General features: G+C 68.0%; 13 protein-coding genes and 3 rRNA genes. 4 read left to right on the top strand and 12 right to left on the bottom strand.

Annotated elements, in window-relative coordinates:
• Positions 1 to 389 precede the first annotated feature (389 nt).
• From E4J16_RS02810 to metG, 7 genes are all read right to left on the bottom strand, one after another.
• Complete coding sequence (locus tag E4J16_RS02810) at positions 390 to 2,234, bottom strand: ABC-F family ATP-binding cassette domain-containing protein (protein WP_136313199.1); 1,845 nt, start codon at positions 2,232 to 2,234, stop codon at positions 390 to 392.
• Positions 2,234 to 3,208: a 4-(cytidine 5'-diphospho)-2-C-methyl-D-erythritol kinase gene (locus E4J16_RS02805; protein WP_136313198.1), complete on the bottom strand. Its 975-nt coding sequence runs from the start codon at positions 3,206 to 3,208 to the stop codon at positions 2,234 to 2,236. Before E4J16_RS02805 ends, E4J16_RS02810 begins: the two co-directional genes overlap by 1 nt.
• Positions 3,205 to 4,176 (bottom strand): 16S rRNA (adenine(1518)-N(6)/adenine(1519)-N(6))-dimethyltransferase RsmA, encoded by a 972-nt coding sequence (gene rsmA, locus E4J16_RS02800; RefSeq protein WP_136314553.1) that lies wholly within the window; start codon positions 4,174 to 4,176, stop codon positions 3,205 to 3,207. Before rsmA ends, E4J16_RS02805 begins: the two co-directional genes overlap by 4 nt.
• Positions 4,177 to 4,338: 162 nt before the next feature.
• The gene (locus tag E4J16_RS15940) at positions 4,339 to 5,154 is read right to left on the bottom strand and encodes a resuscitation-promoting factor (RefSeq protein ID WP_136313197.1); all 816 of its coding nucleotides are present in this window, start codon (positions 5,152 to 5,154) and stop codon (positions 4,339 to 4,341) included.
• A 202-nt stretch (positions 5,155 to 5,356) separates the two neighbouring features.
• On the bottom strand, positions 5,357 to 6,292 hold the full coding sequence (locus tag E4J16_RS02790; protein ID WP_136193595.1) for an aggregation-promoting factor C-terminal-like domain-containing protein: 936 nt from the start codon (positions 6,290 to 6,292) through the stop codon (positions 5,357 to 5,359).
• 79 nt (positions 6,293 to 6,371) lie between these two features.
• The gene (locus E4J16_RS02785; protein ID WP_136193596.1) at positions 6,372 to 7,304 is read right to left on the bottom strand and encodes a TatD family hydrolase; all 933 of its coding nucleotides are present in this window, start codon (positions 7,302 to 7,304) and stop codon (positions 6,372 to 6,374) included.
• Complete coding sequence (metG, locus tag E4J16_RS02780; protein WP_136193597.1) at positions 7,301 to 9,151, bottom strand: methionine--tRNA ligase; 1,851 nt, start codon at positions 9,149 to 9,151, stop codon at positions 7,301 to 7,303. The genes E4J16_RS02785 and metG overlap by 4 nt, the downstream gene beginning before the upstream one ends.
• 231 nt (positions 9,152 to 9,382) lie before the next feature.
• Here metG and E4J16_RS02775 point away from each other — a divergent pair, with 231 nt between their 5' ends.
• Both E4J16_RS02775 and E4J16_RS02770 read left to right on the top strand, forming a co-directional pair.
• Positions 9,383 to 10,003 (top strand): hypothetical protein, encoded by a 621-nt coding sequence (locus E4J16_RS02775; RefSeq protein ID WP_136313196.1) that lies wholly within the window; start codon positions 9,383 to 9,385, stop codon positions 10,001 to 10,003.
• A 74-nt stretch (positions 10,004 to 10,077) separates the two neighbouring features.
• Entirely contained in the window at positions 10,078 to 10,935 is an 858-nt protein-coding gene (locus E4J16_RS02770) for a hypothetical protein (protein WP_136313195.1), read from the top strand.
• 162 nt (positions 10,936 to 11,097) lie between these two features.
• Here the strand turns inward: E4J16_RS02770 and rsmI are convergent, their stop codons facing one another.
• The gene (gene rsmI, locus E4J16_RS02765; protein WP_240038240.1) at positions 11,098 to 12,033 is read right to left on the bottom strand and encodes a 16S rRNA (cytidine(1402)-2'-O)-methyltransferase; all 936 of its coding nucleotides are present in this window, start codon (positions 12,031 to 12,033) and stop codon (positions 11,098 to 11,100) included.
• Positions 12,034 to 12,069: 36 nt separating this feature from the next.
• Between rsmI and E4J16_RS02760 the strand changes: the two genes are divergently transcribed.
• Entirely contained in the window at positions 12,070 to 13,971 is a 1,902-nt protein-coding gene (locus E4J16_RS02760; protein WP_420809319.1) for a dolichyl-phosphate-mannose--protein mannosyltransferase, read from the top strand.
• Between the two features lie 514 nt (positions 13,972 to 14,485).
• Here the strand turns inward: E4J16_RS02760 and E4J16_RS02755 are convergent.
• The 4 genes from E4J16_RS02755 to E4J16_RS02740 all read right to left on the bottom strand — a co-directional run bounded on the left by E4J16_RS02755 (position 14,486) and on the right by E4J16_RS02740 (position 22,741).
• Complete coding sequence (locus E4J16_RS02755; protein WP_136313193.1) at positions 14,486 to 15,754, bottom strand: IS256 family transposase; 1,269 nt, start codon at positions 15,752 to 15,754, stop codon at positions 14,486 to 14,488.
• 1,304 nt (positions 15,755 to 17,058) lie between these two features.
• A 5S ribosomal RNA gene (gene rrf, locus E4J16_RS02750) occupies positions 17,059 to 17,178 on the bottom strand.
• 475 nt (positions 17,179 to 17,653) lie between these two features.
• A 23S ribosomal RNA gene (locus E4J16_RS02745) occupies positions 17,654 to 20,857 on the bottom strand.
• A gap of 321 nt (positions 20,858 to 21,178) precedes the next feature.
• A 16S ribosomal RNA gene (locus E4J16_RS02740) occupies positions 21,179 to 22,741 on the bottom strand.
• The 16S, 23S and 5S rRNA genes sit together here, the layout of an rRNA operon.
• Before the next feature lie 435 nt (positions 22,742 to 23,176).
• Here E4J16_RS02740 and E4J16_RS02735 point away from each other — a divergent pair.
• Positions 23,177 to 23,563, top strand: a complete 387-nt coding sequence (locus tag E4J16_RS02735; RefSeq protein WP_136313192.1) for a hypothetical protein — start codon at positions 23,177 to 23,179, stop codon at positions 23,561 to 23,563.
• Positions 23,564 to 23,906 lie beyond the last annotated feature (343 nt).

Genomic DNA, 23,906 nt, shown 5'->3' with positions numbered 1-23,906 from the left:
CTCAAGCGGCTGGGTCCGGTTGCGTGAGTGCCTAGGTGTCTGTGCGCGGTCGGGTGCCTGCGTGCGCGGCCGTCGAGCCTGCCAGTTGGACCGCTGTTCCCCCGTTGGACCCCTGTGCCCCGCTTGGACCCCTGTTCCCCCGTTGGACCGCCGTAGCCGCCGGTTACAGCGGTCCAACGGGGCGTGAGCGGTCCAACGGCGCGTGAGCGGTCCAACCGGGGCGCAGGCGTGCTCACGAAGGCGACTTCTGCGTCCTCCACGGGCACGCGCAGCCCACTCAGACTGGGCCCCCGTAGCCACCAGATGCGACGAGCTCACCACCGGCTACCAGGCCACCACCCATGGCGCCAGCACCGGCCCACCGCCACAAACAACTCGCACAACACGGCCTAGTACTCGGCGACCTCGGCCGCCTGCAGCCATTGGGCCTCCAGGTCGGCCTGCTCGGACTCGGCCTGCGCCAACTGCCTGCCCAGTTCGGTCAGTTCCTCCACGCGCAGCTGCGCCGAGGCCTGCTCCATGCGCTGGTGCAGGTCCTTGACGCGGGCCGTGGCCTTGTCCAGGCGGCGTTCGATGCCGGCCAGCTGTTTTCGGGCGGCGTGCAGGGCGGCGCCGCTGCTCTCCCGGGCGGGGACGCTGCGGGGCTCCGCCTCTGTGGTGGCGGCCGCATCCCGCCGCAGCTGCAGGTACTGCTCGACTCCTCCGGGCAGGTCCCGGAGGCTGCCGTCGCCCAGCAGGGCGACCTGGCGGTCGGTGACGCGCTCAAGCAGGTAGCGGTCGTGGGAGACGACCACGAGCGTTCCGGGGAAGGAGTCCAGCAGGTCCTCTACGGCGGCGAGCGTGTCGGTGTCCAGGTCGTTGGTGGGCTCGTCCATCAGCAGGACGTTGGGCTCCCCCATCAGCAGGCGCAGTAGTTGGAGGCGGCGGCGTTCCCCACCGGATATCTCCCCCACCCGGGTCCATGCCCGCGAGCGGGTGAAGCCGAGGCGCTCCACCAGTTGGGCGGCGGTGAGCTCACGTCCGCCCACGACGACGCGCTCCCCCGCCGCGGCGACGGCGTCCACCACTCGCATGTCGGTGAAGGGCTCCAGCTCGTGGGTGGTCTGCGACAGGGTCGCAACAGCCACGGTCTTGCCGCGAACGACCCGCCCCCTGGTGGGGTTCTGGCTGCCTTCCAGCAGCCGCAGCAAGGTGGTCTTACCGGCGCCGTTGACGCCGACAATGCCCACGCGTTCTCCGGGTGCGAGGCGCCACGTGACCCCGTGCAGTACCCGGCGCCGGCCGTCGCTGGAGCCGGGGTCCGGGTAGTCGACGGTCACGTCCTCGAGGTCGATGACCTTCTTGCCCAGCCGGGCGGTGGCCATGGCGGTCAGCTCCACGGTGTCGCGCGGCGGTGGCACGTCGGCGATCAGGGCCTCGGCGGCGTCGATGCGGAATCGGGGCTTGGAGGTGCGTGCGGGCGCGCCGCGACGCAGCCAGGCGAGTTCCTTGCGCAGCAGGTTCTCCCGCTTGGTGGCGGCGGCCGCGGCCTGGCGGGCGCGTTCGGCACGGGCCAGTACGTAGGCCGCGTAGCCGCCGTCATAGGTCTCTATCCGCCCGGGGATCTGGGGGCGGGACCCGCCGGGGTCGACGCCGGGTACGACCTCCCACACGTGCGTGCACACGGCGTCCAGGAACCAGCGGTCGTGAGTGACGGTGACCAGGGCGCCGGCGCCGCGGCGGCGGGAGAAGCGGGCGGCCAGGTGTCGGGCGAGCCAGTCCACTCCCTCAACATCCAGGTGGTTGGTGGGCTCGTCGAGGATGACGAGGTCGGCGTCGGCGGTGAGGGTGGCGGCCAGGGCCACGCGTCGGCGCTGCCCGCCGGACAGGGTGGCGACGTCGGCGTCCAGGTCCAGGTCGGGAAGGAGCCCGGCGTGAATGTCTCGGACCTTGGGGTCGGAGGCCCACTGGTGCTCGGGGGCGCCGCCGTGGATGGCGGTGCGCACGGTGGCGCCCGGCGTGAACTGGTCGGCCTGTGTGAGCATGGCGGCCCGTGTGCCTCCGGCGCGGGTGACGCGGCCGCCGTCGGGTGTGCGGGTGCCGGCCAGCAGCCCCAGTAGCGTGGACTTGCCGGCGCCATTGGGGCCGAGCACGCCAATGCGTTCCCCGTCCTCGACGCCGAGGTCGACCTGGTCGAGCAGAATGCGCGGGCCGACGGTGACACGTACGGCCTCGACTCCCAGCAGGTGTGCCATCAGCCCACCATCCGGGCACCGGCCACGGGGGCGTCGGCGCGCAGGGCGCCGGCCACCAGCCCGGAGGCGGTCAGGGCGTTTGCGACGCGCACGGCGGCGGCGGGGTCTGGCGCCAGTGCGGCGATGGTGGGGCCGGAGCCGGAGACGATGGCGCGCAGGGCCCCGGCGGATTCAGCGAGTGCGATCACGTCCGCGAGCTGGGGGCGCAGGTCCAGGGCGGCCGGCTGCAGGTCGTTGCAGAGGGATGCGGCCAGGGCTGCGGCGTCGCCGTCGCGCAGTGCGGCGGTGAGGGCTGCGGGTACGTCCTCGGGGGCGGCGGCCCCGGTGCCCGCCAGCTCGTCGAAGCGGCGGAACACGGCGGGCGTGGACAGTCCCTGAGTGGAGGTGGCGAACACCCAGTGGTAGGTGCCGCGTGCCATGAGCGGGGTGAGCCGGTCGCCGCGGCCGTGGCCGACGGCGGTGGCACCGACCAGGGGGAAGGGCACGTCCGCGCCGAGCTCGGCGGCGAGTCCGGAGAGTTCGGCCTGGCTGAGTCCGGTGCCCCACAGGGCGTTGCAGGCGACCAGTGCGGCGGCCGCGTCGGCGGATCCGCCCGCCATGCCGCCGGCGACCGGCACGCGCTTGCGCAACAGCAGGTCGACGCCGTCGCTCACCCCGGCGGTCTCGGCCAGCAGGGCGGCGGCGCGTACGGCCAGGTTGGTGGCGTCGGTGGGAACGGAGGGGTCGGGTTCCTCCAGGGTGACGGTGATGGTGCCGTGCAGGTCGGCGGCCTGGCGGCGTGCGGTGACGGTCTCGATCAACCGTACGGCTTGGAAGACGGTGGTCAGGGGGTGGTAGCCGTCTGCGGCCGGGGCACCGGCGGACAGGAATAGGTTCACCTTGCCGGGCGCTTCCACGCGTACCTGGGTGGAGGAGCCGGAGCGGGACGGGCGCGGTGTGCCGCCGCTCCCGGGGACGGCGTGCAGGGGGTTCATGACTGCCTCCCGGTGTTACGGGGACGCGGGTCGGCGCTCGGGCCGACGGCGTCTGCGGTTGGGGCTGGGGCGAAGGCCCCGGCCTGGGCGAGCGCCTGTGCCAGCGCGGCGAAGGCGAGGACGTCGAGCTTCTCGCCGCGGGCGGTCGGGTCGATGCCGACGGCGCGGGCGGCGGCCTCCACCTGGTCGGGGCCGCCCGCGAGCGGTGCCAGGGCCTTGCGCAGGGTCTTGCGGCGCTGGGCGAAGGCGGCGTCGATGACGGCGAATACCTGTTCGCGGGTGGCGGTGGTGGCCGGGGGCTCGCGGCGGGTGAGGGTGACGACGGCGGAGTCGACGTTGGGTACGGGCCAGAAGACGCTGCGTCCGATGCGGGCGTCGCGGCGTACGGTGCCGTACCAGGCGGCCTTGACGCTGGGAACTCCGTAGGTGCGTGAGCCCGGGGCTGCGGCGAGCCGGTCGGCGACCTCGGCCTGGACCATGACTGTGGCGGTGTGTAGGCCCGGTAGTGCTGCAAGTGCGGTGAGCAGCACGGGTACGGCAACGTTGTAGGGCAGGTTGGCGACCAACCGGGTGGGCGGGGCGGCGCCGTCCGGTGCCGGCAGCGTCTGCGGCCCGGTGATGGTCAGGGCGTCGGCGTTGAGTACGGTCAGGTGGTCGGCGACGGCGGGCAGGCGGTTCGCGATGGTTGTGGGCAGGGCGCGGGCGAGCACGGGCTCGACCTCGACGGCGATCACCCGGGCGCCGGCCTCGAGCAGCGCCAGTGTCAGGGAACCGAGGCCGGGTCCGATCTCAAGTACGGTCTCGTCGGGCTGCACGCCCGCTAGACGCACGATGCGGCGGACCGTGCCGGCGTCGTGGACGAAGTTCTGCCCGCGGGCCTTCGACGGGCGCAGGTCGAGCGCGGCGGCGAGGCGACGAATGTCGGCGGGGCCGAGCAGGCCGGGAGCGGTCTGATTGGCGTCGGGCATGGGCACGGGGCTCAGCCTATGTCAGGAGCGGCGGCGGGGACGCCGCGACCAGACCACCACAAGCGGCGGCGGGGACGCCGCGACCAGACCACCACGAGCGGCGGGGCGGCGGGAGCTGGCGGGCCAACGCCTCGCCGGGGCCGCGCCGCCCGGATGGTCGGGTCAGAGCAGGCCGAGCTGAGCGGCGCAGTGGGGCCACTGGCCCCAGCCGGACTGGGCCTGGAGCTTCTTGGCCATGGCGGTCTGGGTGGCCACATCCGCCTCGTGCGGGTAGCCGGTGCCGCCCATGGCCTGCCAGGTGGACAGGGAGAACTGGTACAGGCCGTAGAAGCCGTTCCCAGTGTTGGTGGTGGGGTTGCCGCCGGATTCGCACTGGGCCAGGGCCGCCCATACCGAGTCGTCGCCGGCGGAGGCGCCGCCGGAGGAGGAGCTGCCCGCCGAGGCTCCTGCGGACGAGCTGCTGGAGGAACCGGTGCTGCCGGTTGCACCGTCGGATGCGGTGTCGTCGGAGGTGCTGCCGGTGCCGACCAGCACCACCTCGTCGACGCGCTCGGTGACCACCGCACGGGAGACCACCTCACGGGCGATCTCCTTGCCGTCCACACTCGTCACCCGATAAACCACCCGGGTGACCCCATTAACACCCTCGGTCTGAACCTTCTCCTCACCCTCAGCCAGCGAGTCCGACTCCTGCTCAACCCGCTCAAACTTGTCCGTAACCTCCTCGGTCACCGAGGAGACCTCCGCCACGTCACCACCGGCCACCAGCTCGGCAGCCTCCTCGGCGGCGGCGCCGTCGGCGGAGATGTCCGCGGCGGAGGCCACCACCACGGTCTCGGGGAGTACCTCGGCGTCGACACCCGGCGCTGTCGCCTCGACGGCGGCGTAAGCGCCGCCGGAGACCGACAGGGCCAGCACCGCGGCGATGCCCCCGGCACGGATGATGTTGGGCTTGAGGAGTTCGTTGATGCGGGTCATAGCGTCCTTTCCTCAGCGCCGGGAACCACCGGATCGGCTACCACGGCGCCAACTGCCGACCACGCTAACGAAGGCGGAGGGGACGGACAATGGCTTGGATCACGAATCGGGTGTGCCCTGCACCGTTCCTGCGGCGGCCCCCGGGCAGGGCCGCCCGGTCAGGCACCCCCAGCGCAGGCCGCGAGGACGACCGCGGCGGGGATCAGTACCAGCCAGTGGACTCGGAGTGGGCCCAGGCGGAGCAGGGACTGCCGTAGCGCTCGGAGATGTAGCCCAGGCCCCAGGTGATCTGGGTGGTGGGGTTGGTGGCCCAGTCGGAGGCCACCGAGCTCATCTTGGATCCCGGCAGGGACTGCGGGATGCCGTAGGCGCCGGAGGAGGGGTTCTGAGCCTGGTAGTTCCAGCCGGACTCACGGTTCCACAGGTTCACCAGGCAGCTGAACTGCGAGTCGTCCCAACCGTAGGACGACATCATCGACTTGGCGATGGACTGAGCGGAGGCGGCAGTGGTGCCGTCGCCCGAGGCTGTGGCGGTCGTCGTCGCACTGCCGCTGCCGGTGTCGGCGGTCGCGTCGGAGGTGCTGCCGGTGCCGACCAGCACCACCTCGTCGACGCGCTCGGTGACCACCGCACGGGAGACCACCTCACGGGCGATCTCCTTGCCGTCCACGCTCGTCACCCGGTAAACCACCCGGGTGACCCCATTGACACCCTCGGTCTGAACCTTCTCCTCACCCTCAGCCAGCGAGTCCGACTCCTGCTCAACCCGCTCGAACTTGTCCGTAACCTCCTCGGTCACCGAGGAGACCTCCGCCACGTCACCACCGACTACCAGGCCATCGGCCGTGTCCTCGCCGGATGCGGCGATGGCCTGCATGCGTGCCTGGGACTCGGTGAGGGGGGCGATGTCGGACTCGCCGAACTGGGTTGCGGCATAGGCGCCGCCAGACACCGCCAGTGACAGCGCTGCGGCGACCCCGCCCGCCCGGTACATGGCCGGAGAGATCGAGGTCTTCGCCGGGCCGGCGGCGCGGCGGCGCCCGTGCTCGGCGGTGGTGTTGGTGAGGCTCTTCGAGGCGAGTGCTCCGAGCTCAACCAGCGTTGTGCTCAAGGAACTGCTCTGGGAGTGACGGCCCACTGGGAATCTTCCTAACGGTTGACAACTGCCGGTCACGCTACCGACTTGCCGTCACCTCAGCAACACAACCTGACACATTTCACAGCCATGTGCCGTAGACCTGTCGCGTATTGCGCTCCAGCACCGCGCACATCTCCGCCTCCTCCACGCCGCGCAGTTGCGCGAGGAAGCGCACCGTGTCAGGCATCAGGTAGGTGCCGTTGGGGCGGCCGCGCCAACGCTTGGGGGGCAGGTACGGCGCGTCGGTCTCTACCAGCAGCAGGTCCTCGGGGAGGGACGCGACCGCGGCGCGCAGGTCATCGTTCGCGGGATAGGTGATGGGGCCGGCAACGGAGGCGTACCAGCCGTGCTCGGCGCAGGCACGGGCCAGATCCGCTCCCCCGCTGAAGCAGTGGAAGACGGTCCGCTCCGGGGCGCCGTCAGCCTCCAGGACGGCGACGCACTCGGCGTGGGCGTCGCGGTCGTGGATCTGCAGGGGCAGATCCAGCTGCTTGGCCAGGGCGATGTGGTCGCGGAATGCCTGGCGCTGGACGGCGGCGCCACGAGGACCGGTGCGGAAGTAGTCCAGGCCGGTCTCCCCGACGGCGACGACGACGTCCCGGTTGCCGCGCACCTGCTCCTCCAGCCGGCTCAGGGCCTCGTCCAGGGGCTCGTCGTGGTGGGGCAGGCGCAGGGGCTCCAGACCGTCCGGTCCGATCTCCCGCACCCCGGCGTGGGCGACGGCCTCGTTGGGGTGGATGGCCAGGGCCACCCGCACTCCGGGAAGCTCGCGCGCCAGGGCGAGGCTCGGCGCCCAGGTGGTCGTCTCACAGGCGGAGGTGATGATCGCAGGGACACCTACGGCGCCCGCCCGGGCAACCAGTTCAGCGGCGTCAAGCGGCGCATCCGAGCCGGGCCCGGCGGCAGCCTCACCGGGAACCGGCAGGTGGGTGTGGTTGTCGGTGACTGGCGCCACCAGGGGGGCGGCGGCGTCGGCGGGCGGCCAGGAGCGGTCGCGGTGCTTGCGGCTCATGCGCCGGTGACGTCGTCGGGCAGGGAGTCGGCGTAGCGGGCCAGCTCCTCCTCCACGATGGCCTCGTCGAGCTTGGTGAAGACGGGCTTCGGCTTGGCGATGGGCGTGCCGATCACGACGTCGTGGCGCTCCCAGGCCGGCACAGCGGTGTAGTCGCCGGTGATGATCGGGTAGCCGGTGCGGCCGGCGAAGGCCTCGGGCAGCACCTGCGGGTCGAGCTCGTCCACCTCCTCGATGCGGGGCATGGGGGCGATGTCGCCCTCGCCGCCCATGACGCGATCGACGTCGTTGGCGGCGTGCGGCAGGAATGGGGAGAGCATGAGGTTCAGGTCGGCCACCACCTGGGCGAGGGTGTGCAGCACCGTGGCCAGGCGCCGGTGGGCGGGGGTGCCCGGCTCCCCCTTGAGCTTGAAGGGTTCAGTCTCGGCGATGTACTTGTTGGCCTCGCCGACCAGCCGCATTGCCTCCGCGAGCGCGGCCTTCTGCCGGTGGTGGCGGATCAGGTCGCCGACGGTGGCGAAGCCGGCGGCGACGGCGTCCAGCAGGGCCCGGTCCACGTCCTCCAGCTCGTCCGGGGCGGGGATGGCGCCGAAGCGCTTGTGAATCATGGCGGCGGTGCGGTTGACCAGGTTGCCCCAGCCGGCCACCAGCTCACCGTTGGTGCGGCGCACGAACTCCGCCCAGGTGAAGTCGGCGTCGGCGGTCTCGGGGCCGGCGGCGCAGATGAAGTAGCGCAGGGCGTCGGCCTGGTAGCGTGCCAGGAAGTCGCGCACGTAGATCACAATGCCGTGGGAGGAGGAGAACTTGCGTCCCTCCATGGTCAGGAACTCACTGGAGACGACCTCGGTGGGCAGGTTCAGCACGCCCATGTCGCCGCTCTCACCGCCGCGCTCGCCCTGGCCGTTGTAGCCGAGCAGCTCGGCAGGCCAGATCTGGGAGTGGAAGACGATGTTGTCCTTGCCCATGAAGTAGTAGGACAGGGCCTGCGGATCATTCCACCACTGGCGCCAGGCCTCGGGGTCCCCGGTGCGCCGCGCCCACTCGATGGATGCGGACAGGTAGCCGATGACGGCGTCGAACCACACGTACAGGCGTTTGTTCGGCTGGTCCTCCCAACCGGGAACGGGGATGCCCCAGTCGATGTCGCGGGTCATGGCGCGCGGGCGGATCTCCGCCAGGATGTTCTTGGAGAAGCGAATGACATTGGGCCGCCAGGCGCCGGAGGCCTCCCGCTCGTCCAGCCAGGCGCCGAGCGCCTGCGCCAGTGCGGGCAGGTCCAGGAACCAGTGGGTGGACTCCACGAACTCGGGGGTCTCCCCGTTGATGCGGGAGCGGGGGTCGATCAGGTCGGTGGGGTCGAGCTGGTTGCCGCAGGTGTCGCACTGGTCGCCGCGGGCGCCGGCGGCGCCGCAGATCGGGCAGGTGCCCTCGATGTAGCGGTCGGGCAGGGTGCGCCCGGTGGACGGGGAAATGGCGGAGCGGGTGACCTGCTCGACCATGTAGCCGTTGTCGCGCACGGTGCGGAACATTTCCTGCACCACCCGGTAGTGGTTGCCGGCGGTGGTGCGGGTGAACAGGTCGTAGGACAGGCCGAGCGCCACCAGGTCCTCGACGATGAGCCGGTTGTTGCGGTCGGCGAGCTCGCGCGGGCTGACGCCCTCCTCGTCGGCGGCCACCAGGATCGGGGTGCCGTGCTCGTCGGTTCCGGAAACCATGAGGACGTCGTGCCCGGCCATGCGCATGTAGCGGGAGAAGACGTCCGAGGGGACGCCGAAGCCGGCGACATGTCCGATGTGGCGGGGACCGTTGGCGTAGGGCCAGGCGACGGCGGAGAGGATACGGCTCATGGGGGCAGCCTATCCGCTCCGGCGCCCGGGGGCCGCCTCTGGGTTGTTGTACCCATGTACCGCGGCCTGCTGCCGCTCTAGGGTGACGGCCAGTGCGCCCGCCGGACGCCGCCGTCGGGACCGCAGGATCCCGCCACCGCAACCGGTGCAGCAGCGCCGCCCCGGACCCGACCACCCGCGTTCGGGCGGGCGGCCCCTCCCCCGCACCGCATCTCGTCGAAGGAGCCCTTCATGTCACTCCCCCCGCACTCCGGCTACCCCTATGGGGCAGCATCCTTCGGTGCCGGCCCCACGCCGGCCCCGAAGGGACGCAAGGGGCCGCTCATCCTGCTGCTGTCGGGATTGGCCCTGTGCGTGGTCGCGGTCGTGCTGACCATGGTGTTCATCGCCTCGAGCGCGCGGGCCATCAACGACCTGCAACCGATTGAGGCCGACGGCGCGGACACTGCGCAGCTGGACTCGAGCGTCGTATACGGCTTGTACGGCAACGGCGGCTCTCAGTGCACGGTTACCGCTGCCGACGGCACCGAGGTTGAGGTCATCTCCCCGACGTCGTATGTGGAGGTCAATGAGCGTCGCCTGTTCGGGATGGTCGCGCCGGCCGCTTCCGGTGACTACACGATCACCTGCTCAACCTCGTTCCCGGGCTATGACGTGTGGTTCGGACCGCTGGTCGACGGCGGTGACATCGGGCGCATGGTGGCCGGCGTGTTCGTTGTGGTCGGCATGTTCATAGTGGGCCTGCCCCTGGCGGTGGGCGGAGCCATCTGGCTCGCTGTTCGTCATTCGCACAACCGACGCCTGCACCAGGCCCCGCCCGCCGCCGGCGCCGGCGCGTATCCCGGAATCTGAGGCGCCTGGCACACCTCTCAGGTTTCGCCGTAGAGTCGGCACGCAAGGCGACAGCGACTCCGGTAGCAGGAGAGGTGAGAGCAGTGACGGTGTGGAATCAGCCCGGCCCAGTCACGGTCGGCGCGCCGCAACCCGCTCAGGGCGCACACGGCGACGGCCTGCCGTCCCTGAAGGCACCACGTATTGTCACGATCGTGGGCGTGGCAATGCTGCTCCTGGGAATCGCGTTGCTATTGATCGCGGTGCAGACGGCGCCGAGCGTGCTCGACAAGAACGCGGTGGAAGTGGACAGGGACGGCACGGTGGCGCCGCTGATCCTGCTTGAGGACACCGAGTACGGCCTGTACTCCGACGATCCCGATATCGCCTGCACGGTGAGCGATCCCACGGGCACCGCCCTGGATGTCTACCCGCCGGGCTACAAGAGCGGAGAGCCGCCACAGGCACTGGGATTCCGCTCGACCGACGCCGGCACCTACGAGGTCGCCTGCACCGGGGACAGCGCCATCACCATCAACGTGGCCAGCATCTCCCCCGAGTGGGACCGGGTCTCCAGGCTCGCACTGGTCGCCCTGCCCTTCAGCGTCTTGGGTGCCGCCGTCGCTGCGGGCGGCGCGACCTGGCTGGTGGTGCGCAGGCGGGCACGCTCACGCGCGGTCGTCTCCCGGCTGTTCACGGCAGGCCCGGCGGGCGCTCCCGGATTCCAGCCCTTCCCCGCCGTCGACCAGTCGGCCTTTCCGCCCGCCGCGGGCGCCGCTCCAGGCGCCTATGGGCCCACTCAGCCGACTGCGGCACCGGCTACGCCGTTGCCGCCGAGCCCTCCGCCGGTGACGCCGCCGACGTCCGCACCACCGCAGAACAGCTACGGATTCGCCCCTCAGCAGGTGGTCTACCGTCCACTGCCCCCACCCGAGGGCCAGCAGGAGCCCTGACCGTCCCCTGGCCGGCGGTTTGCCGCTAGTTGAGCTCGCCGTTTGCTAGGCCAGGGGCGGCACGGCCGCCTCAGCAGGGCCCGCCTCGGCACGCCCCGGGCAGGTCCGGCGTTCCGCCCGCAGTCGCACCCACCCCGCCGTCGGCGTGAATGTGCGACTCACTCAGCCGCGCGCGGCGAGGGCCGCACGGTAAACCTCGTTCGGGCGCGCACCCGCACGCGGGGCGACCTCGGCAGCGGCCTCCTTCAGCCGCATACCGCCGGCAGCGAGGCTCAACGCCTCGGCGGCGGCCGTTTCCAGGTCCACCGTCCGCGGCGGCGCCCCGGCGACGACCAGAACCACCTCGCCCAGCACCCCGTCGGCGGTCGACTGCGCCAATTCGCCCAGGGTCGCCCGCCGCACCTCCTCATGCGTCTTGGTCAGCTCACGGCACAGTGCGGCACGCCTGCCCGAGCCGAAGCACTCAGCCATGGCACGCAGCGTCTCATGGGTGCGCCTCGGCGATTCCAGGAACACCATGGTGCGCGGCTCCTCCGCCAGCTCGGCCAGGGCACGCTGCCGCTCACCCACCTTGCGCGGGAGGAAGCCCTCGAAGGTGAAGCGATCACTGGCCAGCCCGGACAGCACCAGGGCGGTGAGCACTGCTGAGGGCCCGGGTGCCACCGTGACGGGAACACCTGCGGCGGCGGCGGCCCCGACCAGCCGGAAGCCGGGGTCGGAGACGCCGGGCATACCGGCGTCTGATACGACTAGTACCGCGGCGCCCGCTCGCGCCGCCTCAAGCAGCTCCGGGGTCCTGGCACTCTCGTTGTGCTCGTGGAGGGCCAGCACACGTCCACCCACGTGCACCCCCATTCGCCGTGCCAGGGCGAACAGGCGCCGGGTGTCCTCGGCAGCGACGACGTCGGCCTGTTCCAGGGCGGCCCGCAAGCGTGGCGATGCATCGGCGACGTTCCCGATCGGGGTTGCAGCCAGGGTGATTGTGCCCGACGGCGGAGCGATGACCTCCGGCGGCGACGGCTCGGCGCCCGTATCCGAGGGCGACGCCTCGGGTCCGGCACCACGCGGCGGGGTGGTATCGCTCATGGCCTCATTCATGGCCCCAGTATGACGGCCCGCCATAGACTCGAAGACGTGACTTCACCCTGTGCTGCTTCGCCGGATGGTTCCGACTCGCCCTCCACCCCTGGCAGTGTTCCCTCGGTTCCCGAGGGGAACGATCCGTGGCAGGCTCCTGACGTCTCTGCGACCAGTCCGTCAGCGATCGCCGAAGGCGACGCCGGCACCGAGGATGGCGCCGGGGAGCACAGCGAGGACCAGCTGCGTTCTCTGCTCGGGCTGGAGCCGCTCGGCAGCACGCTGCCGCGGGCGACGCGTGTGAACGGTTGGATCGCGACTGCCGTCGCCGGAGTGGTGGCCGCGCTGACGCGCCTGCTCGGCCTGGCGCACCCGCACCAGCTCATGTTCGACGAGATCTACTACGTCAAGGACGCCTATGCGCTGTGGCGCAACGGGTACGAGTCGACGTGGTCCGACGACGCCAATGAGCTCTTCGCCAAGGGGGACTTCTCGGCGCTCACGACAGACCCCAGCTATGTGGTGCATCCGCAGCTCGGGAAGTGGTTGATCGGCCTGGGGATGCAGCTTTTCGGTGCGGATTCCTCCTTCGGCTGGCGCTTCATACCGGCGCTGGCGGGCATCCTGACAGTGATCGTGCTGGCCCGTCTGACCCTTCGTGTGACCCGCTCGCCGCTGCTGGCCGGCCTGGCCGGCCAGCTACTGGCTATCGACGGCGTCGGCATCACCGAGTCACGTATCGGCCTGCTTGACGGATTCATTGCCCTGTTCGCAACCATCGCACTGTACTGCCTGGTCCGTGACCGGGAGTGGTCGCGAGCGCGTCTGGCCAAGGATTTCGCCGGCGAGCCGCCCAATGCCAGGGCGCCGGGCGCGCACCTGCGGCCGTGGCTGCTGGCGACCGGCGTCATGCTGGGGCTGGCCTGCTCGATCAAGTGGTCGGGAGCATACCTGTTGGCTGCGATCGGGATCCTGGTCGTTGTCTGGGACACACAGGCGCTGCACCGGGTGAAGGCGCGTGCCTGGTTCCTGGAGGGGATCATCGCCCGCGGCGTGGGTGACTTCATGCGCCTGGTGCCGGTGGCCTTCGTGGTGTACCTGACGGCCGGCTGGGGTTACTGGCTCGCACACGACGACGCCTACTATCGGGGCTGGGCTGCGGGGCAGCGGGCCGAGAACGGCTCCGTTCCGCGGTCCTGGCTGCCTGACTCACTTAATGACCTGTTCGAGTATCACCGTTCGATGTACGACTTCCACGTCGCTCTTGATCCCGAACATGCCTACATGTCCAAGCCGATCGGCTGGCTGGTGCAGTGGCGTCCCACGTCGCTGTACTGGCAGAGCGAGCAGGATATGGCTGCCGTCGACTGTGGATCCGACCGCTGTATTCAGGCCATAACTTCCATCGGGAACATCCCGATCTGGTGGGCGGCCGTACTTGCACTAGCGTTCGCGATCGCCGTGCTCGCGATCCGTAACCGCGACTGGCGGGTCTGGGTGCCGCTGATCGGGTATGTAGGCCTGTACCTGCCGTGGTTCATCTACTTCCGCCGGACCATATTCACCTTCTACACCGTCTCGTTCGTGCCGTGCGTGGTGCTGCTACTCGTGCTTGTTCTCGGCTCGATCGCCGGCCTGCTCCCGCCCGTGCCCGGCTCCGCGCAGGCTCAACGCGAGGCCGAGCTCCTCGCCGCCGGAAGTATCGGACCGGGACTGCCCTATCCGCGCGGGCGGGTCGCCACGTACTTCGGCTTCGGTCTGAATCCCGGAAGAACACGTCTACCCGAGACCTGGACGGGCGTGCCCGGGTGGCGGGTACGTGCCGAAGGGCTGGCTCTGATCGGCAGCCTGGTGGTGGTTGCGATAACGTTCGCTTTCCTGTGGTGGCCGATCTGGACTGGTCAAACCGTGCCGTATACGTTCTGGCACTGGCACATGTGGCTCAAGTCCTGGGTCTGAAAAGCGGACGGGCCCGCCGCATCACCACTCAACGGAACGCGCCCGGAGCCGAGGCGCAGTCGGCACCTGGCGCCTGCGGCGGTTTCTTGGCTCTTCGTGTTTGTGGGTGTGGTGGTTGGGTGCCGTGGGTGGTTGTGTTCGGGGCGCACTGGTCCGGCTAGGTGGTTGTGTTCGGGGCGAGGAGGTCGTGTTCGCCTGTGCAGGTTCGTGTTCGGGCTGTTGAGGAAGTTTTGGCCGGTCAGAGGGCTGTCGCCGGGCTGGCGGGGACTTCCTTGGGCCGAGGTCGGGCTGGATACGTGGACGTTGACCTGAACGCGCGGGCCGTGGTGTCTGGCGCGTCGTGGCTGGGTCGTGTTGTGTGAGTCGTTTGTGCTGGTGGGGCGGTGCTGGCGGTGTGGGTGCCTCCGGGCGGGCGGGTCTGTGTGCTCGGTGAGGATTGTTGTGCGCAGTCGAGCGTCCAGGGCGGCTTCCGCGGTGTTGGGGGGGTCAAGTCTCTTGGTGTGGTGTAAATGTTCTAGGCGGTGATGGCCATGATGGGGTGGGTGGTTTCGGCTTGTTCGTGGAGGATGTGGGTCAGGCGGCGTAGGGAGGTTTCGGATAGGTAGCGGCGCTCCCCGTACTGCCATTCCTCGTGCTGCTCCTGTAGGACCGCACCGACCAGCCTGGTGACGGAGTCCCGGTCGGGGAAGACCTGGACCACGTCCGTGCGGCGCTTGATCTCACGGTTGAGGCGCTCAATGGGGTTGTTGGACCAGATCTTCTGCCAGTGCTCGCGGGGGAAGGCGGCGAACGCGGTCAGGTCCGGCTCAGCCTCGACCAGCATCTCGGCTATCTCAGGGAACGAGGAACGCAGGGAGGCTGTGACCTGCTTGTAGGTGTCGATCACGGCCTCGCGGGTGGTTTGGGCGAAGATCGTGGAGATCAGGGCGTTCACGGGCTTGGAGCGGGCCGAGCCGAGCTTGGAGGTAACGTTGCGGGCGAAGTGAACCCGGCACCTCTGCCAGGAGGCGCCCGGCAGGATGGCCTTGACCGCGTTCTTGATGCCCCAGTGGGCGTCACTGGTCACTAGTACGACGCCCTCCGGGTCCTGGTCGGTAGGCACTTTCAGGCCGCGCTCGCGCAAGGACCGCAGGAAAGCGGTCCAGAAGTCCGTGGTCTCGGCGTCGCCGACGCTCATGCCCAGGATCTCCCTCCTGCCCTGGGCTGAGACCCCGGTGGCCACTACTAGGGCCTGGGAGACGACCCGGTGGCCCAGCCTTACGTCCACGTAGGTGGCGTCCACGAACAGGTAGGGGAACCAGGTGTGGTCCAGGGGTCGGGACAGGAACTCGTGCACGCCCTCGTCGATGTCCTTGCAGACCCTGGAGACGGTCGCCTTAGAGATCCCGGACTCGTTGCCCAGGGCCTTAACCAGGTCATCGACCTTGCGGGTGGACACACCCTCTATCCAGGCGGTGCAGATCACTGCGTACAGGGCCTTGTCCACCCGCTTACGCGGGGACAGCAGAGACGGGAAGAACGATCCGGTGCGTAGCTTGGGGATGGCCAGGTCCACCTCCCCGGCGGTGGTAGCCAGCCTCTTAGCCCTCGTACCGTTACGCCGGTTGGTGCGCTTCTCGGTGCGCTCATACCTGTCGGCACCGATCACCGCGGTGGCTTCGGCGTCCACGAGGTCTTGCAGGCCAGCCTGAAGCAGCCGGCGGAAGACATCATCATGAGCCAGGTCGGGGTCCGCAAGGACTTCCTGAATCAGCGTGGACACGGCAGACTTGTTCTCGGGCATCGTGGGTCTCCTTCGTGATTCCTTGGACAGATGAACAAACGGGCTCCCACGATGCCCCACCCACAGCGCCTACGCCGCCGCTAGAGGGACCCCTCGCGGGAATTGCCACCACACTACGAGACCCACCCGTTGGGGGCCTGGTTGTCGGCAGTCGAGGGGGCGGGCGGGGTCTTGTGCTGCCCTGGTTGGACCGCTCACGCGCGGTTGGACCGCCCACGCGCGGTTGGACCGCTGTAACCGGTGGCTAGGGCGGTCCAACGGGGGCACAGGGGTCCAACGGGGGCACAAGCGGTCCAACTGGCAGGCTCAACGGCCGCGCACACAGACACCCGAACGCGCAGCGCCACCCGAGCGCTCACACAACAGGACCTGGCGCGCATGCTCTGGCCCGGCTCCCGTCCGTCGCGCCGTGTAGCGCGCCGCCGGGGCGTGCGCCCATGACCCCCGGCCAGCCGCAGCCCCCTGGCTCGCCCCGCCCCCGAGTGCAAGGAGCCTGTTCTAGGGATTTTGAGACCGATTGGCGAGTGACAGCCACGCTCCCGAGTGCGAGGAGCCTGTAGGCCCGATGACGAACCGCTTCTTCGCAGGGGCATGGAGGCCAGCGGCGCGAGCACCGAGGCAGGGCGGCGGCACGGGGCGTAGAACGAGTTGGGATCGAGGCCAGGGGCAGGTCGTTGGGTACGCCCCTTCGGCGTCTGCTACGCAAGTTTGACCTTCGCTGAAGGGCCCAGAACCGTTCAGCAGACACCTAACTGGCGTAGTAGACCCCGAACTGGCGTAGTAAACCCCGAACCGGCGTAGCAGACGACGTCAGCACAAAGCACGCGGGCAAGCCGACTCCAGGCTCCACCCACACCCACAAACACCAAGCGCGCGCAAAAGATCGCCGCCGTCAGAGCCGCGTCCGCATGGCTTCTCCGGTTACAACCGGTCGGCCTGGGGACCGGTGCCGTCGCATGGCCGACAGTCACCCCGCCGCCCCGATACGCAACCAGTAGAGCCCTGGCCGATGATGGCGACTCAGACCCGGGTATCACCGCAACGCTCAGAGGATAAAGGATCTCCATCATCGCCTGTTCAAGGCAACGAGCCGTGCAACCAGCCAGGAGCAAGCCACGCAGAATACGAAGCGCAGGAAATCACGGGCGCGTCGTCGGCACCATCACCAACGGACGCTATCCAACAGCCGAACAGACCGACTAGCCCGGAAGACGCACCTCGCATAAGGAGGACGCGGTGGCCGGGCGAGCACTCAGGTCCGGTCCGGCTGTTTTGTTTTGGGTGTGGTTGTGGGTGGGTGGGTGTGCCGGCGGTGTCCTACTCTCCCGCCCGCCTGTCGGGGGCAGTACCATTGGCGCTGGGGGGCTTAGCTTCCGGGTTCGGAATGGGTGCCGGGCGTTGTCTCCCCCGCTATGACCACCGGCACGACCCACCCACCCACGACCACACCCCCACTGTTCGTCCCGGGGGGTTGCGCGCCCCCCCGGGGGCGTGTGTGCCGCTTGGGGTGGCGTGGTCGCACGGCAGTGGCTGCCTGTGCCTGCTGAAGCACTGTGCTGTTATAACCCCCCACCCCGCCACAACCACCACTGGTTGGTGGCGGGCCGGCTGGTGGCCTGCGGGGGGCGGGTCGCGCACCCGGCCCGGGCCCCTGGGGGGGGCGGTTCTGCGGGCGGGTTGTGGTTGGTCGTGGACCGTACAGCGGACGCCCGCACCCACCCGTTGGGGGTTGTCACGCCCGAACGGCGCCCCCCCCAACAACAAAGGAGTGTGCGTGTGTGTTGTTGCCTGGATGCCGGCGTGCTCGCTGCCGCCCGCCCCTTGCGGGCGGCTGCTGCCCTGCCCCCTTTTTTTGGCTTGTGCCCGCCCCCACTTACGGCCTGGCCGTGCGGGGGTGGGTTCGTGTTGTGTTCGGCTGTTGTTAGTACCAGTCAGCTCAAGCAGCAGGTTGACCCCTCCCGGGGCTGCCTGCTTCCACATCTGGCCTATCAACCCAGTAGTCTACTGGGAGCCTTCCACGCCCCCCAATAGCCGGGGAGCGTGCGGAGACCTTATCTTGGAGTCGGTTTCCCGCTTAGATGCTTTCAGCGGTTACCCGGCCCGAACGTAGCCAACCAGCCGTGCCCCTGGCGGGACAACTGGCGCACCAGAGGTTCGTCCGTCCCGGTCCTCTCGTACTAGGGACAGGCCTCCTCAAGTCTCCTGCGCGCGCAGAGGATAGGGACCGAACTGTCTCACGACGTTCTAAACCCAGCTCGCGTACCGCTTTAATGGGCGAACAGCCCAACCCTTGGGACCTGCTCCAGCCCCAGGATGCGACGAGCCGACATCGAGGTGCCAAACCATGCCGTCGATATGGACTCTTGGGCAGGATCAGCCTGTTATCCCCGGGGTACCTTTTATCCGTTGAGCGACGACCCACCCACACGGGATCGCCGGATCACTAGCTCCCACTTTCGTGCCTGCTCGACCCGTCAGTCTCGCAGTCAGGCCCTCTTGTGCGCTTGCACTCAACACCTGGTTGCCGACCAGGCTGAGAGAACCTTTGAGCGCCTCCGTTACTCTTTAGGAGGCAACCGCCCCAGTTAAACTACCCACCAGGCACTGTCCCTGACCCGGATCACGGGCCGAGGTTCAGACGCACGCCACAGCCAGAGTGGTATCCCAACGACGACTCCACCAGCACTAGCGTGCCGGCCTCACAGTCTCCCACCTATCCTGCACAAGCCATGGCGGACGTCAATACCAAGCTATAGTAAAGGTCCCGGGGTCTTTCCGTCCTTCTGCGCGTAACGAGCATCTTTACTCGTAATGCAATTTCGCCGAGCTCATGGTTGAGACAGTAGAGGAGTCGTTACGCCATTCGTGCAGGTCGGAACTTACCCGACAAGGAATTTCGCTACCTTAGGATGGTTATAGTTACCACCGCCGTTTACTGGGGCTTAGGCTCACCGCTTCACCCCACAGCACGTGGGGCTGACGGATCCTCTTAACCTTCCAGCACCGGGCAGGCGTCAGTCCGTATACATCGCCTTACGGCTTCGCACGGACCTGTGTTTTTAGTAAACAGTCGCTCCTCCCTGGTCACTGCGACCCTCACCCCCAGCCCGCACGGGGCCTCAGGGCTCGGGCCCCCCTTCTCCCGAAGTTACGGGGGCATTTTGCCGAGTTCCTTAACCATGATTCACTCGCCCGCCTGGGCATACTCTGCCCGACCACCTGTGTCGGTTATTGGGTACGGGCGGTAGCGCACCTCGCGCCGAGGCTTTTCTAGGCACCCCAGGATCACCCTGCTATCCCCCACCCCAACGGGCGGGGTCACCATCACGCCTCACCCCACCCCCCAACACGGGGGGCATGGCACCCGGATTTACCTGGGCGCCGGGCCACACGCTTGGACGGGACAAGCCATAAGCCCCGCCGGGCTACCTCTGTGCGTCACCCCTGTTAACACGCTTGCCTACCAGCACGGAGGACCCCCAGACCAACACCCCCACAGGCACCGCCCGGCCCGAAGACCGGCACAGCACCCAAGCAAGAGGGCGCCGGCGTGGGTTAGCACCCGCACGTCAGCATGGACGGTGCACCACCGGTACGGGAATATCAACCCGTCATCCATCGACTACGCCTGTCGGCCTCGCCTTAGGCCCCGACTCACCCAGGGAGGACGAACCTGCCCCTGGAACCCTTGGTCATACGGCGCCGGGGAATCCCACCCCGGTCTCGCTACTCATGCCTGCATTCTCACTCCCACGCCGTCCACCCACGGTCACCCCCGGGCTTCACCCAGCGCAGGACGCTCCCCTACCACCCCGCACCACACAAGGGCACGGGATCCGCGGCTTCGGCGGTACGCTTGAGCCCCGCTACATTGTCGGCGCACGACCACTCGACCAGTGAGCTATTACGCACTCTTTCAAGGATGGCTGCTTCTGAGCCAACCTCCTGGCTGTCACCGCGACCGCACATCCTTTTACTTAGCGTACTCTTAGGGGCCTTAGCCGGCGGTCCGGGCTGTTTCCCTCTCGACCACGAAGCTTATCCCCCGCAGTCTCACTGCCGCGCTACAACCACGACGGCATTCGGAGTTTGACTGGCATCAGTAACCCAGTAAGGCCCCTCAGCCAACCAGTGCTCTACCTCCGCCCGGCAACACGCGACGCTGCACCCAAATGCATTTCGGGGAGAACCAGCTATCACGGAGTTTGATTGGCCTTTCACCCCTACCCACAGCTCATCCCCCCCGTTTTCAACCGAGGTGGGTTCGGTCCTCCACACGCTCTTACACGTGCCTCAACCTGGCCATGGGTAGATCACCCCGCTTCGGGTCCAGAACGTGCCACTAAAACGCCCACTTCGGACTCGCTCTCGCTACGACTACCCCACAACAGGTTAACCTCGCGACACGCCCTGACTCGCAGGCTCATTCTTCAAAAGGCACGCCACCACCCAGGCACACCCCCACCCAAAGGCAGGAGCCCACCAGGCCCTGACGGCTTGCAGGCGCCCGGTTTCAGGTACTCTTTCACTCCCCTCCCGGGGTACTTTTCACCATTCCCTCACGGTACTAATCCGCTATCGGTCACCAGGAAGTATTTAGGCAGCCAGGTGGTCCTGGCAGACTCACGCAGGACTCCACGAACCCCACGCTACAAAAAGGGGAAAAACACGCCCCACACCACACCAGCAGCTTCAGCCTACGGGGCTATCACCCTCTACGGCCCCCCTTCCCAGAGGATCCGGCTAGCCACCAGCAACAGCGCGGGCCCACGGCAGCAGGCCCCAGACGCGCCCCACAACCCCGCAGCCGCAACCCCTGCCGGGTAATCACACGACCACGGTTTAGCCTCCTCCGCTTTCGCTCGCCACTACTCACGGAATATCCTCTCCTACGGGTACTGAGATGTTTCACTTCCCCGCGTAACCCCCCACCCCCTATGAATTCAGGGACAGGTGGCGCGGCACAACCCGCGCCGGGTACCCCCATTCGGAAACCCTCGGATCACAGCCCGCAAGCCGGCTCCCCGAGGCATATCGCAGGCCGCACGTCCTTCATCGGCCCCTGTGCCAAGGCATCCACCGAGCGCCCAAAAAAACAACACAAACAAGAACACAAGCAAAAAACGCAGAACAGCAACCACAAACACGCGACAAACAAAACAACAAAAACACTCGCGTCCGCTATACAGTTCACAACCAACCAGCCCACACCACCACAACCAGCCACCACCAGGCAACCAGCCGCGCCAGCAGGACCCACCCAGGGCGCGCAGCCCCGGAACCCGACAGCATGCCACCCCACCCCCACCCACCAACACAGCAGGAGGAGAACCACGGGGCCCCGCACGGCCAGGCCCACAACAGGCCCGAGAAAAACCACACGGAGTGCCTGCCTGCCCGGCCAGCGCCAAACAGTCTCCCTAGAAAGGAGGTGATCCAGCCGCACCTTCCGGTACGGCTACCTTGTTACGACTTCGTCCCAATCACCAGCCCCGCCTTCGACCGCTCCCCATAGGGCCACGGGCTTCGGGCGTCACCGGCTTTCATGACGTGACGGGCGGTGTGTACAAGGCCCGAGAACGTATTCACCGCGGCGTTGCTGATCCGCGATTACTAGCGACTCCAACTTCACGGTGCCGAGTTGCAGGCACCGATCCGAACTGAGACCGGCTTTAAGGGATTCGCCCCGCCTCACGGCATCGCAACCCACTGTACCGGCCATTGTAGCATGCGTGAAGCCCAAGACATAAGGGGCATGATGATTTGACGTCATCCCCACCCTCCTCCGAGTTCACCCCGGCAGTCTCCCGCGAGTCCCCGCCACAACGCGCTGGCAACACGGGACAGGGGTTGCGCTCGTTGCGGGACTTAACCCAACATCTCACGACACGAGCTGACGACAACCATGCACCACCTGCAGGCCGGCCCGCACCACAAAAGCAGCACGGGAACCACCGTCTCCGGCAGCAGCCGACCCATGTCAAGCCTTGGTAAGGTTCTTCGCGTTGCATCGAATTAATCCGCATGCTCCGCCGCTTGTGCGGGCCCCCGTCAATTCCTTTGAGTTTTAGCCTTGCGGCCGTACTCCCCAGGCGGGGCACTTAACGCGTTAGCTACGGCGCGGAAGCCCCGGAAAGGGCCCCACACCCAGTGCCCAACGTTTACGGCGTGGACTACCAGGGTATCTAATCCTGTTCGCTCCCCACGCTTTCGCTCCTCAGCGTCAGCAACGGCCCAGAGACCCGCCTTCGCCACCGGTGTTCCTCCTGATATCTGCGCATTCCACCGCTACACCAGGAGTTCCAGTCTCCCCTACCGCGCTCAAGCCAGCCCGTACCCACCGCAAGCCCCCAGTTAAGCCAGGGAATTTCACGGCAGACGCGACCAGCCGCCTACAAGCCCTTTACGCCCAGTAATTCCGGACAACGCTCGCGCCCTACGTATTACCGCGGCTGCTGGCACGTAGTTAGCCGGCGCTTCCTAACCCGGCTACCGTCAACCCACCCACAAACGAGGCAGGCCTTCACCACCGGAAAAAGAGGTTCACAACCCGAAGGCCTCCATCCCTCACGCGACGTCGCTGCATCAGGCTTCCGCCCATTGTGCAATATTCCCCACTGCTGCCTCCCGCAGGAGTCTGGGCCGTATCTCAGTCCCAGTGTGGCCGTCCACCCTCTCAGGCCGGCTACCCGTCAAAGCCTTGGTAAGCCATCACCCCACCAACAAGCTGATAGGCCGCGAGCCCATCCCCCACCGGAACAACAAAAAGCTGAACCTATACCAACCCACCCATGCAGGCAGGCCAGACCACCCCGTATTAGCCGCCCTTTCAAGCAGTTATCCAGGAGAAGAGGGCAGGTCACTCACGTGTTACTCACCCGTTCGCCACTAACCAACCCACCAAAAAAGCAGGCCAGCCCGTTCGACTTGCATGTGTTAAGCACGCCGCCAGCGTTCGTCCTGAGCCAGGATCAAACTCTCCAAACAAAACAAAAACCAAACAAAGAAACCAACAAAAAAACACCAACCAAACAAACAAACACGACACACTATCGAGATCCCAAACAACACACCCATAAGATCGCCGCCAGCCCTTCCGGGCGGGCCCCTCTCTCAAGGCACCGGAGTAGATTAGCCAGGAGATCCGAGGCCCGTCAAGCTCAGGATCAGTGACCCTGGTCTCTTCGGCGCTCCGTGCCCAGACGTGTTACATCTGAGTCCTGGAATCAACTCCGTTCCGCTGCTCGCACCCGCAGGCGCTTGCGGCGGCGGGGAGTACTTTAGGCACAGCGCCACCGGAGGCGTCAAATGGCATTGCCGTGACCTCCGGCACTCACGGCTGCGCCGCGTTTACGGCTCTTCCCGCGTTCCCCGTTTGGGGTCGGCGGGCCACAGTCCGGCGTGCCGGAGTAGCCTGTGCCCATGGCTGCCCGACTGCGCAAGGCCCGCCGTCGGCGCTACGTCGTCGACTATGACTGGCTGTGGCAACGGCACGACCCAACCGCAAGGGCAGCTCTACGGGCGGTTGTGTCCCACGTTTCGCCGGACGTTGCACATAGCACGCTGGACCGGTTCATCGCCTCACTCCCGGCCGACTCCCGGGGTGTACGCGGGCGCGCAGGATGGGCGGTGTTCCCGGTCGACACCGATTGCGGCGCCGCCGCGGTCGACATCGTCTCCGGAGGCGAGGACGTGGCGGACGGCATCCAATCAGGCGCCGATGCCGTGTTCGATGCCCTGACACAGGTCGACGGCGTGTCTATCACCTGGCACCAACTCACTTCCCCCGATACGTGCCGACCCGAGTGAGCCCCGCATGCGCTCCCGTATCTCTCCGCGGTTCCCGCGCCCCCTGCGGGCAGGCCCGCACTCGTCGGCAGCCACGCCCAGCGGGCAGGTCCCTTTGAAACCCCCTTGGCCCAACCCCATCTGCCCGCGGCGCCGGGACGCGGCGCACTCATGCAATTGTGCGGATTCCCCAGGTTCTCCGCCGCAAGGAGGCGCGTGGGGAGGACTGCTGCCGGTGGAGGTTGTGAGCTCGGCGAGGCCCGCCGCAAGGAGCCACGCGGGGAGGACACTCGCAATCCGAAGGCCCGGCTCTTGCTGACTGGGTGCTCGCACAGCAGTCCCAAAGGCGCCCGCATGTGATCCG

Origin of the sequence: Actinomyces procaprae (assembly GCF_004798665.1) — a bacterium.
GTDB classification, from domain to species: domain Bacteria; phylum Actinomycetota; class Actinomycetes; order Actinomycetales; family Actinomycetaceae; genus Actinomyces; species Actinomyces procaprae.
The sequence above is the reverse complement of the archived record's forward strand: the minus strand, read 5'-3'. Positions and strand labels throughout refer to the sequence as shown.

Coding starts and splice junctions, on each gene's coding strand:
- E4J16_RS02810 (WP_136313199.1), bottom strand. CDS start 2,234: ATGGCACACCTGCTGGGAGTCGAGGCCGTACGTGTCACCGTCGGCCCG.
- E4J16_RS15940 (WP_136313197.1), bottom strand. CDS start 5,154: ATGACCCGCATCAACGAACTCCTCAAGCCCAACATCATCCGTGCCGGG.
- E4J16_RS02805 (WP_136313198.1), bottom strand. CDS start 3,208: ATGAACCCCCTGCACGCCGTCCCCGGGAGCGGCGGCACACCGCGCCCG.
- E4J16_RS02775 (WP_136313196.1), top strand. CDS start 9,383: ATGTCACTCCCCCCGCACTCCGGCTACCCCTATGGGGCAGCATCCTTC.
- metG (WP_136193597.1), bottom strand. CDS start 9,151: ATGAGCCGTATCCTCTCCGCCGTCGCCTGGCCCTACGCCAACGGTCCC.
- E4J16_RS02785 (WP_136193596.1), bottom strand. CDS start 7,304: ATGAGCCGCAAGCACCGCGACCGCTCCTGGCCGCCCGCCGACGCCGCC.
- E4J16_RS02735 (WP_136313192.1), top strand. CDS start 23,177: ATGGCTGCCCGACTGCGCAAGGCCCGCCGTCGGCGCTACGTCGTCGAC.
- rsmA (WP_136314553.1), bottom strand. CDS start 4,176: ATGCCCGACGCCAATCAGACCGCTCCCGGCCTGCTCGGCCCCGCCGAC.
- E4J16_RS02755 (WP_136313193.1), bottom strand. CDS start 15,754: ATGCCCGAGAACAAGTCTGCCGTGTCCACGCTGATTCAGGAAGTCCTT.
- rsmI (WP_240038240.1), bottom strand. CDS start 12,033: ATGAATGAGGCCATGAGCGATACCACCCCGCCGCGTGGTGCCGGACCC.